General features: G+C 71.4%; 10 protein-coding genes. 7 read left to right on the top strand and 3 right to left on the bottom strand.

Features of this window, described 5'->3' with window-relative positions; genetic code table 11:
- Positions 1–22: 22 nt before the first annotated feature.
- Complete coding sequence (locus ACZ7M7_RS02185) at positions 23–1225, top strand: hypothetical protein (protein ID WP_472111906.1); 1203 nt, start codon at positions 23–25, stop codon at positions 1223–1225.
- Here the strand turns inward: ACZ7M7_RS02185 and ACZ7M7_RS02180 are convergent.
- Entirely contained in the window at positions 1213–1743 is a 531-nt protein-coding gene (locus ACZ7M7_RS02180) for a PadR family transcriptional regulator (protein ID WP_472111900.1), read from the bottom strand. The genes ACZ7M7_RS02185 and ACZ7M7_RS02180 overlap by 13 nt on opposite strands.
- Positions 1744–1829: 86 nt before the next feature.
- Here ACZ7M7_RS02180 and ACZ7M7_RS02175 point away from each other — a divergent pair, with 86 nt between their 5' ends.
- On the top strand, positions 1830–3149 hold the full coding sequence (locus ACZ7M7_RS02175; RefSeq protein WP_472111897.1) for an MATE family efflux transporter: 1320 nt from the start codon (positions 1830–1832) through the stop codon (positions 3147–3149).
- On the opposite strand, the gene ACZ7M7_RS02170 is transcribed toward ACZ7M7_RS02175, so the two are convergent.
- On the bottom strand, positions 3110–4345 hold the full coding sequence (locus tag ACZ7M7_RS02170) for a glycosyltransferase 87 family protein (protein ID WP_451169407.1): 1236 nt from the start codon (positions 4343–4345) through the stop codon (positions 3110–3112). The genes ACZ7M7_RS02175 and ACZ7M7_RS02170 overlap by 40 nt on opposite strands.
- 118 nt (positions 4346–4463) lie before the next feature.
- Between ACZ7M7_RS02170 and ACZ7M7_RS02165 the strand changes: the two genes are divergently transcribed.
- Together ACZ7M7_RS02165 and ACZ7M7_RS02160 are read left to right on the top strand one after the other, a co-directional pair.
- The gene (locus ACZ7M7_RS02165) at positions 4464–5606 is read left to right on the top strand and encodes a glycosyltransferase family 4 protein (protein WP_451169405.1); all 1143 of its coding nucleotides are present in this window, start codon (positions 4464–4466) and stop codon (positions 5604–5606) included.
- Between the two features lie 67 nt (positions 5607–5673).
- Positions 5674–7296, top strand: a complete 1623-nt coding sequence (locus tag ACZ7M7_RS02160; RefSeq protein WP_472113862.1) for a GMC oxidoreductase — start codon at positions 5674–5676, stop codon at positions 7294–7296.
- 28 nt (positions 7297–7324) lie between these two features.
- Here ACZ7M7_RS02160 and ACZ7M7_RS02155 read toward each other — a convergent pair whose 3' ends face one another.
- Positions 7325–9121 carry an AMP-dependent synthetase/ligase gene (locus ACZ7M7_RS02155; protein ID WP_383596483.1) on the bottom strand — a complete coding sequence of 599 codons (1797 nt, stop codon included), beginning with the start codon at positions 9119–9121 and terminating at the stop codon, positions 7325–7327.
- 296 nt (positions 9122–9417) lie between these two features.
- On the opposite strand from ACZ7M7_RS02155, the gene ACZ7M7_RS02150 reads away from it, so the two are divergent.
- The 3 genes from ACZ7M7_RS02150 (at position 9418) to ACZ7M7_RS02140 (ending at position 12095) form a co-directional block, all read left to right on the top strand.
- A complete protein-coding gene (locus tag ACZ7M7_RS02150; RefSeq protein ID WP_472111893.1) occupies positions 9418–10215 on the top strand; it encodes a metallophosphoesterase family protein in 798 nt (265 codons plus the stop codon).
- A gap of 132 nt (positions 10216–10347) precedes the next feature.
- Positions 10348–10788: an SRPBCC family protein gene (locus ACZ7M7_RS02145; RefSeq protein ID WP_383596489.1), complete on the top strand. Its 441-nt coding sequence runs from the start codon at positions 10348–10350 to the stop codon at positions 10786–10788.
- Positions 10789–10919: 131 nt separating this feature from the next.
- Positions 10920–12095, top strand: coding sequence for an ArsA family ATPase (locus tag ACZ7M7_RS02140; RefSeq protein ID WP_472111890.1), 1176 nt, complete (start codon positions 10920–10922; stop codon positions 12093–12095).
- Positions 12096–12150: the final 55 nt, after the last annotated feature.

Raw genomic sequence — 12150 nt, 5'->3', positions numbered from 1 at the left:
GTCGCCGCCGTACGATCGGGAAATGGCTGGTCGAAGGCGGGCGCCAGGGGCGCGCGGAACGCGCGTCGTGATCGCGCTCTGTCTCCTGCTCGTCTCACTGGTGGGCTGCGGCGGGAGGCCCACCACCGACAGCGCCAAGGCCGAGGTGCAGCAGGTCCTCGACCGCCGGGCGGCCGCGATACTCGACCGCGACGAGACGGCGTTCCTGCGCTCGGGCGCCCGGGACTGGTTCGGCAACCTGAGTGCGGTGCCCCTCGCCCACTGGTCGTACCGCCTGACCGCCCTGCGGCGCACCGGCGACACCGCCCTCGCCGACGCCGAGCTCCGTTACCGCGTCCAGGGCCACGACCGGGCTCCCGTCAGCGTCGGCCGCACCCTGAGCCTGCGCCTCGACGTGGAGGGCCACTGGTACGTCGAGGCCGAGCGGCCCGCGAAGGGGTCCGCCGAACAGCTCTGGGACCAGGGCGAGGTGAGCGCCGTACGCGGTGACGACAGCCTCGTCCTGGGCGTCGGGCAGTCCGACGCGGCACTGCGGTCGTACGCCGAGCTGGCCGACCACGCCGTGCCGGCCGTCTCCCAGGCGTGGGGCGGTGACTGGCCCCGGCGCGTGGTGGTCCTCGTACCGATGTCACTGGGCGACATGGCGGGCCTGCTCGGCTCACCCGAGTCCTCCTACCGCGGGATCGCCGCGGTCACCACCGGTGAGACCGGCGCCCCGGCGAGTGCGCCCGCGGACCGGATCATCGTCAATCCCGACGCGTACGGCGTCCTCGGGAGCACCGGCAAGCAGGTGGTCCTCACCCATGAGACCACCCACGTCGCCACCCGCGCCCACACCACCGAGGCCACTCCGCTGTGGCTCTCGGAGGGCTACGCCGACTGGGTCGGCTACCTCGGGAGCGGCCGCTCCCCGTCCCAGGCCGCGCCCGAACTGTGGCAGGCGGTGACCGAGGGGCGGGCGCCCCGGACACTGCCGACGGACGAGGACTTCGGCTTCTCCGGCGACGCGGGGCGGCTCGCGCGGGCCTACGAGAGCGGCTGGCTGGCCTGCCGGCTGATCGCGGACCGCTGGGGCGAGGTCAGGCTCGCCGAGTTCTACCGGGCCGTCGGGGCCCACGAGCAGCGGGGCGGGGCGGTGGAGGGCGCCCTGAAGGACGTACTCGGGACGTCGCTGGAGGAGTTCACGGGGGAGTGGCGGGACTATCTGCGGGCTCAGCTCGGCTGATCCAGCTTCGCGATCGCCTCCGTCAGCCACGCACGCTCCGCCTCACCCGTCGCCCGGGCGACCCGCAGCATGCCCTGCCGGAACAGATCCTCCGCCTCCTCCGCCCGTACCGGCTTTTCCCCTTCGTAGAAGAAGCTCGTGGGCGCGGTGAGGAACTCCAGACGGCGGCGCAGCACTCCGGCCTGCTCCCGGTGGTCCGGCAGGTGCCGCAGGAAGGCCAGGAGCGTGTTGAAGCGGACCTGGTCCGTGATCTCGACCTCCTTGGGGTGGCGCAGGCGCTCCAGCAGGTCCTCGCGCCCCTCGTCGGTGAGGGAGAGGATCCGGCGCGGGGCCGCTCCCCTACCCGGCTCCGTGTGCTCGTCGAGCTTTCCGGTCTTGATCAGCCGCGTGATCGCCGGATAGAGCGCACCGTCGCTGACGGGGCGGACATGGCCGCTCAGCGCCTTGATCCGTTCCTTCAGCTCATAGCCGTGCAGCGGCTCTTCGGCCAGGAAGCCGAGGATCGACAGCTCCAGCATGGTCCTCCTTGCGGGCGTGATGGCGCCATGGTACCTCTTATCGAGCTACCTCGAATCGAGGTAACAGTCTGAAAGGGGGCCGGATCGTGAACGCGCATCGCAAGCAGCTCATCTCGCTCGCCCACCCCGTCTACTTCTCGCTCCTCGCCTCGGTGGCCGCCGGAATCATCAACACCGTCTGGGTCTCCCGGCTCGGCGGCCCGGCCGTGGCCGCCGTGGCCGTCGCGACCCACACCGAGAACGTCCTGCTCGGCGTGGCCCTCGTCTTCGGCTCCGGTACGACCGTGCTGGTCGCGCATGCCAGGGGCGCGCGGGACCCGGGGGCGATGCGGGCCGCGGTGCGCGGGGGATGGGCGGTGTGGGCGCTGGTCACGCCGGTGGTCGTGGTGGGTGGCTTTCTGGGGCGGGAACCCTTGGCGCGGCTGGTGCTCGGCGACGGCGCCGCGCTGCCCCTGGCCGTGCAGTACTTCGCGATCTCGCTGCCGGGTGTCGCCGTGTTCTTCGCGCAGACACTGGTCGACGGCATCCTCAAGGGGGCCGGCGACACCAGGACGCCGATGCGGCTCGCGCTCCTCGCGGGCGGACTGATCCTGGTCTGCGACCCGTTCCTCATCGAGGCCTACGGCGTCCCCGGCGCCGCCGCCTCGACCGTGCTGTGCCGGAGCGTGGCCCTGGCTGTGGGGCTGGCCGCGCTGCGGAGGAACCGGCTGCTGCGCGCGGCTGCCGAGGTGCCGCCCGCCGAGCCGGTCGGGGACGCCCTGCGGCGGACGCTGCGGACCGGGCTGCCGATGTCGGCCGACTTCACCGTGCGGCAGGCGGGCGCGCTGGCCCTGGTCGCGATCGTGGCACGGCTGGGCGTGACGGCGGTGGCCGCGTATTCGATCGCGTACAAGGTCCTGTACGTCGCCACCATGGGCTGCTACGCCGTCCGCCAGGCCGCCGCCATCCACACCGCGCACCTGCTCGGCGGCGGTGCGGACGCCCGGTCTGCGATCGGACGGCAGGCGGTGCTGGTCGCGGGGGCCTTCGCGCTCGCGGCGGCCGTGCTGCTGGGCGTGACCGCGCCATGGATCATGGCCGCCTTCGGCGCAGGTGACGACGTCGCCCGCGCCGGTGTGCTCTTCCTGCGCTGCGTCGGGCCCTATCTGCTCCTGATGGCCTGCTTCATCGCGCTCGGCGGGGTTTTCGAAGGGAGCGGGGGAGCGCCCGTGCTGCTCCGGGTGACGGTGCTCGGTACCGCCGTACAGCTGCCGCTCGCATACGCGCTGTCCGGCCTGGGCCTGCCGGGAGTGTGCCTGGCGCTGGGATCGGCCATGGCGGTGCAATGTGCCGCGGTCCTGGTGCTGCTCCGGCGACGCACCCGGCGTCAGGACGGCAGTGACGTTTCCTTGGCGCGGGTGGCCTGAGCCGGTACGTGGGCCGGGGCGGGGCGGGTGACCGTCGAGCGCCACAGTGCGCGGGCGGCGAGGAGAGTGGCGAGGACCAGCAGGCCGTTGCGGAGGAACAGGAGGGTGACGCCGAGGCCGTCGCTGGCGACGACGTGCGCGAACCACACCGGGAACTCCAGGACCGTCACGAAGCACGCCGCGAGGACCAGACCGACGGGCAGCCCCATCCGGCTGCCGCGGAAGCACAGGCACACCGCCGCGAGGCCGACCAGCCACACCAGGTACTGCGGACTGATCACCCGGCTGGTCGTCACGAACATCAGCACCGCCACGAAGGCGGCGTCCGCGAGGGTGTGCGACGCGAACCGCCGCGCCCGCAGCCGCCACAGCAGCAGCCAGCCGAAGGCGAGCCCGCTGAGGACCAGGGCGGCCGCGCTGACGACGTCGACGTACGGGCCGAGGAATTCCACCGAGCCGTAGTTCAGCAGGACCTGGCCGTCCCAGCCGTACTGCCGGGCCACGTGGAAGACCAGCGCGCCCAGCGACTCCACCTCGGTGCCGCGGTCGCGCTGGAAGGTCAGGAAGGCGAATGCGCCGGGCATGGCGACGGCGAACAGGGCCGCTATGGCTCCGGCGGTCAGTGCGGCGGACAGCCACGTGCCGCGCCTGCGGGCCGCGACCAGCAACAGCACCGGCCAGACCTTCAGCATCGCCCCGAAGGCCGTCAGCGCGCCCATCAGCCGGGGATGCCGGGCGCCCGCCAGCAGCGCGGCCACGGCGACGGCGGTGACCATCACGTCGTAGCGGGCGTACACGGTCGGCCCGAGCAGCGGCACGCCCGCCACCCACACCCAGGCGCCGCCCAGGGTCCGGCCGGGGCGCACGCCCGCGTACAGCAGAAGCAGCAGGACGACCAGGTCGGCGGTGAAGGCGAGGACGAAGAACGCCGATGTGTAGTCCAGCCAGAACACCAGGGCGGGGGACAGGATCGGCAGCGCGGCGGCGGGCGGGTACTGCCAGGTGACGTCGTCCAGCGGGAACGTTCCGGTGCGCAGCACCTCGTACCAGCCCTGGTAGATCACCGACACGTCGCTGGTGACGTCCGGGCCGGGGAAGACGTACACCTTGAACACGAAGAGCAGCAGGACCACCCTGGTCAGGCCCCAGATCCCCAGCAGCCACGCCAAGGACCGCCGCGTGCCCGTCGTCTCCACCGGATCCCCTGCCGTTCGCTTCCCGCCTGAGTGAACATGATGTCGTGTCCACCTGTGTGCAGGCCACACACGTGGCCGGGCACCGGCTGTGAACAGCGGCTTCGGTAAGGTCGGCGGCGTGCACAAGACCCTGATCGTGACCAACGACTTCCCGCCCCGCCCCGGCGGCATCCAGGCGTTCCTGCACAACATGGCGCTGCGGCTCGACCCGGAGCGGCTGGTCGTCTACGCCTCCACCTGGAAGCGCGGCCGCGAGGGCGTGGAGGCCACCGCGGCCTTCGACGCCGACCAGCCCTTCACGGTCGTACGGGACCGTACGACGATGCTGCTGCCGACACCCGCGGCGACCCGCCGCGCGGTCGGGCTGCTGCGTGAGCACGGCTGCACGTCGGTGTGGTTCGGGGCGGCGGCCCCGCTCGGCCTGATGGCACCGGCGCTGCGCAGGGCGGGCGCCGAACGGCTGGTGGCCACGACCCACGGCCACGAGGCGGGCTGGGCCCAGCTGCCCGCGGCCCGTCAGCTGCTGCGCCGGATCGGGGAGTCGACGGACACGATCACGTACCTGGGCGAGTACACGCGCTCACGGATCGCCACCGCGCTGACGCCGGACGCGGCCTCGCGGATGGCCCAGCTGCCGCCGGGGGTCGACGAGAAGACCTTCCATCCGGGATCCGGCGGTGACGAGGTCCGGGCGCGGCTCGGGCTGACGGACCGGCCGGTGGTCGTGTGTGTGTCGCGGCTGGTGCGCCGCAAGGGGCAGGACACCCTGATCCTGGCCATGCCCCGCATCCTGGCCGCCGAGCCGGACGCCGTACTGCTGATCGTCGGGGGCGGCCCGTACGACGAGGACCTCCGCAAGCTGGCCCACGACACGGGCGTCTCCGACTCGGTCCACTTCACCGGCCCCGTCCCCTGGTCCGAGCTGCCCGCCCATTACGGCGCCGGCGACGTCTTCGCCATGCCCTGCCGGACCCGCCGGGGCGGCCTGGACGTCGAGGGCCTCGGCATCGTCTACCTGGAGGCCTCGGCGACGGGCCTGCCGGTGGTCGCGGGCGACTCGGGCGGGGCGCCGGACGCGGTCCTGGACGGCGAGACGGGTTGGGTGGTGAGGGGCGGCTCCCCGGAGGAGACGGCCGACCGTGTCGTCACGCTCCTCGGCGACCCCGAGCTGCGCCGGCGGATGGGGGAGCGGGGCAGGCAGTGGGTCGAGGAGAAGTGGCGCTGGGACCTGCTGGCGGAGAAGCTCAAAGCTTTGCTGTGACCGGGGTTCCCGGACTCTAGGCGGAACGAAAAAATCCGCACATGCTGCGCGCATGACAGCAAAACTGATGCAACGTCAGCTGACTAGACGTCAAATCTTCGGTATGGCGGCCCTGCAGACCGCGGCCGCCCTCGGCTTCACCCGAATCTCCCTCGACTCGGCCCGGGCGGCCGAGCCCGACGCGGTCGAGTCCGCCCCCGCCATCGTCATCGGCTCGGGTTACGGCGGTGCCGTCGCCGCCCTGCGCCTCGGCCAGGCGGGCATCCGCACCGTCGTCCTCGAAATGGGCCGCCTCTGGAACACCCCCGGCCCGGACGGGAAGATCTTCTGCTCCACGAGGGCCCCCGACCGCCGGTCCATGTGGTTCCGCACCCGCACCGAGGCCCCGCTCGCCACCTTCCTGTGGCTGGACGTGGTCAACAGGGACATCAGCCCCTACCCGGGAGCCCTGGACCTCGTGCACTACGACCACATGTCCGTGTACGTCGGCCGCGGCGTCGGCGGCGGCTCCCTGGTCAACGGCGGCATGGCCGTCACCCCGCTCCAGTCCTACTTCGCCGAGCAGTTCCCGACCGTGGACACCGCGCAGATGTACGGCACCTACTTCCCGCGCGCCCGCTCCATGCTCGGCGTCAACAGCATCGACCCCGCGTGGTTCGAGTCGACCGAGTGGTACCGCTTCACCCGGATCTCCCGCAAACACGCGGCCAACGCCGGCCTGAGGACCACCTTCGTGCCGAACGTCTACGACTTCGGGCACATGCAGCGCGAGGCGGCAGGCACGGCGACCAGGTCCGCGCTCGCCGGCGAGGTCATCTACGGCAACAACCACGGCAAGCGCAGCCTCGACAAGACGTACCTGGCCGCCGCGCTCGGCACCGGGAACGTCACCATCCACACCCTGGAGAGGGTCACGTCGATCAGCAGGGCCGCCGACGGGACGTACGTCCTGACCGCCGACCGCATCGACGACACCGGCACGGTCGTCGAGACCAAGGAGTACGGCTGCACGTACCTCTTCCTCGGCGGCGGCAGCATCGGCACCACCGAACTCCTCGTCCGCGCCCGGGAGTCGGGCACGCTGCCCGCCCTGGACGCGAGCGTCGGCGCGGGGTGGGGGACCAACGGCAACGTGATGCTCGGGCGGGCCAACCACCTGTGGGACACGGTCGGGGCGAAACAGTCGACCATGCCGGTCATGGGCATCGACGACTGGGCCAACGCGGCCAACCCCGTCTTCGCCGAGATCGCGCCCCTGCCGATGGGGCTGGAGCACTGGATCAGCCTCTATCTGGCGATCACCAAGAACTCGGAGCGCGCGTCGTTCTCGTACGACTCGGGGAGCGGCAACGTGCGGCTCGGGTGGAGTGCCGCGCAGAGTGCCGTGTCGGTGGGCATGGCGAAGAAGCTGTTCGACCGGATCAACAGGGCGAACGCCACGATCTACCGGTACGACCTGTTCGGCTCGGCCGGCAAGGTCTTCGCCGACGACTTCACGTACCACCCGCTGGGCGGCTGTGTGCTGGGGAGGGCGACCGACAACTACGGCCGGGTGAAGGGGTATTCACGGCTGTACGTCACCGACGGTTCGCTCGTGCCCGGGTCGATCGGGGTGAATCCGTTCGTGACGATCACCGCGCTCGCCGAACGGACGATGGCGCGGGTCCTCGTGGAGGACACCGCGCCATGAGCCGTCGTACCGCCTCGGAACGGGGCGGCTACTTCTGGTAGATCGCCTCGATCTCGTCCGCGAAGTCCTTCGCCACGACGTTGCGCTTGAGCTTGAGCGACGGCGTCAGATGGCCCGAGTCCTCCGTGAACTGGGAGGGAAGAATGCGGAACTTCCGCACCGATTCCGCCTTCGACACCGCGGCGTTGCCGTCGTCGATCGCCGACTGGATCGCGGCCAGCAGGTCGGGGTCCTCGTGCAGCGACGCCGTGGTGGAACCCGCCGGCTTGCCGTGGTCCGCGCACCAGCGGTCCAGGAACTCCTCGTCGATGGTGACCAGCGCGCCCACGAACGGCCGTCCGTCGCCGACCACCATGCACTCCGCGACCAGCGCATGCGCCCGGATCCGGTCCTCGATCACGGCCGGGGCGACGTTCTTGCCGCCCGCGGTGACGATGATCTCCTTCTTGCGGCCGGTGATCCTGAGGTAGCCGTCCTCGTCGAGGGTGCCGATGTCACCGGTGTGGAACCAGCCGTCGGCCAGCGCCTCCTCGGTCGCGCCCGGGTTGTTCCAGTACTCCTTGAACAGGTGCTCGCCGTGCAGCAGCACCTCCCCGTCGTCCGCGATCCGCACGACCGAGCCCGGCAGGGGCTGGCCGACCGTGCCGATCTTCTGGCGGTCCCAGGGGTTGAAGGCGGTGGCGGCACAGGACTCGGTCAGGCCGTAGCCCTCCAGGACCGTGAAGCCGATGCCGCGGAAGAAGTGCCCGAGCCGCTCGCCCAGCGGGGCGCCGCCGGAGATGGCGTACTCGCCCCGGCCGCCGAGCACCGCGCGCAGCTTGCTGTAGACGAGCTTGTCGAAGACCTTGTGCTTGATCTTCAGGCCGACGGCCGGCCCGGACGGGGTGTCCAGCGCCTTGCTGTAGGCGATCGCCGTGTCCGCCGCCTTGTCGAAGATCTTGCCCTTGCCGTCCGCCTGAGCCTTGGCGCGCGCCGAGTTGTAGACCTTCTCGAAGACGCGCGGGACACCCAGGATCAGCGTCGGCCGGAACGAGGCCAGCTCTTCGGTGAGGTTCTTGATGTCCGGAACGGTGCCCAGCTTGATCGGCGCCATCATCGGCGCGACCTGCACCAGGCGGCCGAAGACGTGCGCGAGCGGGAGGAAGAGCAGGACCGAGCACTCGCCGGTGCGGAACAGGGGCCGCAGGCGCTCGACGATGTTGCCGCACTCGGCGAAGAAGCTGCGGTGGGTGAGGACACAGCCCTTGGGGCGGCCCGTCGTGCCGGACGTGTACACGATCGTCGCCGGGTCGTCGGCCTTCGCCAGCGAGCTGCGCTCCTCGACCGTCGCGTCGCTGATGTCCTGCCCGAGCCTGCCCAGCTCCTCGACGCCACCGCCCTCGATCTGCCAGACGTGCTTGAGGGCGGGCAGGTGGTCGCGCACCGACTCGACGGCAGCGGTGTGGCTGTCCAGCTCGACGACGCAGGCGGTGGCGCCCGAGTCGGAGAGGATCCACTGGATCTGCTCCGGCGAGCTGGTCTCGTACACCGGCACGGTGACCGCGCCCGCCGACCAGATCGCGAAGTCGAGCAGGGTCCACTCGTAGCGGGTACGGGACATCAGGCCCACGCGGTCGCCCGGCTGGACCCCGGCGGCGATGAGCCCCTTCGCGGCCGTGCGCACCTCGGCGAGGAACGCGGTGGCCGACACGTCCTGCCAGGCACCGCCCACCTTGCGGGCGATGACGGCGACGTCCGGGTGCTGCGCGGCGTTTCTGCGGACGATGTCGGTCAGATTGCCGTCCGCAGGGACCTCGTACAAAGCCGGAAGGCTGAACTCGCGCAAGACTGCTGCTCCTCATAGGGCGCCGGCGCCACGACGTTGTGTGATGCGACGGTGCGGTCCAAGGCTCGGGCAGGTACTCAGGGATTCACAAGTTGAAATCCTGAGCACGACTGGACCGACCGGACGTTACCCGCCGGTATGGCTTCTTCGACAGGGGGTCCCGACGAGATGTTCGCTGCGTCACACGGATTGGTGCTTCTGCGCGCACATTAGTCGAGCCGTCTGACGACTGGCCAGTAACCGTGGGTCCCGCCGCCACTGTTCACGTTTGCCGCACACGCCTACCCTTGATCGCCATGGCACCGACACCGACCGGAAACCGCCGGACCCGCGTTCACGTGGTCAGCGACGTGCACGGCAACGTCCGTGACCTGGCCAAAGCCGGCGAGGGCGCCGACGCCCTGATCTGCCTCGGCGACCTGGTGTTGTTCCTCGACTACGCCGACCACTCGCGCGGCATCTTCCCCGACCTGTTCGGCAGGCAGAACGCCGACCGCATCGTGGAGCTGCGCACCGAACGGCGCTTCGAGGAGGCGCGCGCGTTCGGGGCGCGGCTGTGGGCCGGGATCGGCTCGGACCGGGGTGTCGTGATCGAGAAGGCGGTGCGCAAGCAGTACGCCGAGATGTTCGCCGCGTTCCCGACGCCTACGTACGCCACGTACGGCAATGTCGACATGCCGCCCCTGTGGCCGGAGTACGCCGGGCCGGGCACGACGGTGCTGGACGGGCAGCGGGTGGAGATCGGGGGCTGGACCTTCGGCTTCGTGGGCGGGGGCCTGCGGACGCCGATGCGGACGCCCTACGAGATCAGCGACGAGGAGTACGCCGCGAAGGTCGAGGCCGTGGGGGAGGTGGACGTGCTGTGCACGCACATTCCGCCGGAGGTCCCCGAGTTGGTGTACGACACCGTGGCGCGGCGCTTCGAGCGGGGGAGCCGGGCGCTGCTGGAGGCGATTCGCCGTACGCGTCCCCGTTACTCCCTCTTCGGGCACGTCCATCAGCCGCTGGTGCGGCGGATGCGGATCGGGGCGACGGAGTGCGTGAACGTGGGGCACTTCGCCGAGTCGGGGAAGCCGTGGGCACTGGAATGGTGAGTGGTCCGCCGGGATCCGGTCAGGATCGCAGGTGGGGGTGAAGTCGGCTGGTCGGGCGCGCGGTAGCCTTCACGCTGCGCACGCGTGCGCAGCACGACTTCTTACCGGCCCGCATCTGGAGGAGCCACGGCGATGGCGGAACACACCAGCTCGAGCATCACGATCGAGGCGGCACCGGCCGATGTCATGGGGGTGATCGCCGACTTCGCCCGCTACCCGGACTGGACCGGTGAGGTGAAGGAGGCGGAGGTCCTCAAGAAGGACGACGAGGGCCGCGCCGAGCAGGTCCGGCTCGTCATGGACGCCGGGGCGATCAAGGACGACCAGGTGCTGGGCTACACCTGGACCGGTGCGAACGAGGTGTCCTGGACGCTGGTGAAGTCCCAGATGCTGCGGTCGCTGGACGGCTCGTACATCCTGAAGCCGGCCGGGGCGGGTTCGACCGAGGTCACCTACCAGCTGACGGTGGACGTCAAGATCCCGATGCTGGGGATGATCAAGCGGAAGGCCGAGAAGGTCATCATCGACCGGGCACTGGCGGGGCTGAAGAAGCGGGTCGAGTCGGGCAAGTAGGCAGCGGCCCCGTCCTCGGACGCCGGACGGGCCGGAGTGCCTGGACCGGCGTCACCTGGGTAGTCGGTGTGGTCAGGCCGGGGCTGCGTTCCAAGCGGCCTTCATCCCGACGTCCGTTACGGTTCACCCCCATGCGCACCATCCTGATCACGGGCCCCGGCGGCAGCGGCCGTACCACCGTTGCCGCTGCCACCGCGCTCGCCGCCGCCCGTGCGGGCACCCGCACCCTCGTTCTCGGCGGCGACCGCACCGACACCCTCGGTGCCGCTCTCGGCGTGCCGACCGGTGCAAAGCCGACGCAGGTCAGCGAGACCCTCACCGCCTGGCGCCCCGACGCGGCGCTGAGTTTCCGGGAGGACCTCGCCGGCTTCCAGGAACGTGCCTCCGCCGCCCTCGACCTCCTCGGTGCCTCCCGGCTGGACCCGGAAGAGGTCACCCCGCTGCCCGGGGCCGAGGAGCTCGCGCTGCTGCGGGCACTGCGGGACGCCGCCCTCGCCGAGCGGCACGAGCTGCTCGTCGTGGACCTGCCCGCCACCCCGCAGGCCCTCGCCCTGCTCTCGCTCCCCGAGGAACTGCGCCGCTACCTTCGCCGGCTGATCCCGTCCGAACGGCAGGCGGCCCGCGCGCTGCGGCCCGTCCTCGGGCGGCTGGCCGGAGTTCCGATGCCCGCGGAGTGGCTGTACGAGACCGCCGCCCGCTGGGACGTCGAGCTTGCCGCCGTGGAGGCCGTGGTCGACGACCGCGACACCGTCGTACGGCTGGTCGCCGAACCCGGCCCGGCCGGCGCCGACGCCGTGCGGGCCGCCACCCTCGCGCTCGCCCTGCGCGGCCTGCGCCCCGACCTGCTGATCGCCAACCGCGTCCTGCCGGAGGCGGAGGCCGCGGCGGGCAGCTGGCTCGACGGCCCCGTCACCCAGCAGCGCAAGGTCCTGGAGGAATGGCAGCAGGACCATGACGTCCATGGCGTCGGCCACCTCGGCCGGGACCCCCGGGGCTCCGACGACCTCGCCGCGCTCGCCGTGCCCGCCGTCAACACGACGTCGTCCACCGTGGAGTGGCCCGTCGTCGACCGGCTCGCCGAGGACGGCGTCCTCGTCTGGCACATCCCCCTGCCCGGCGCCGTACGCGACGAACTCGACCTCGTCCGGCGCGGCGACGAACTCGTCCTCACCGCGGGACAGTTCCGGCGTATCGTGCCCCTGCCGTCCGCCCTGCGCCGGTGCGGTGTGGACGGGGCCGCGCTGCGCGACGGCGAGCTGCGGATCCGGTTCGCGCCGGATCCGGGTCTGTGGCCGAGGACCCGGTGAAGCAGGTACGCCCGTTCGGGTAACGTCGTAGAGACGAACCGTAGTCAGGAGTCCG

Source organism: Streptomyces sp. NPDC111606 (assembly GCF_055656945.1).
This window is presented reverse-complemented; position numbering and strand designations above follow the sequence as displayed.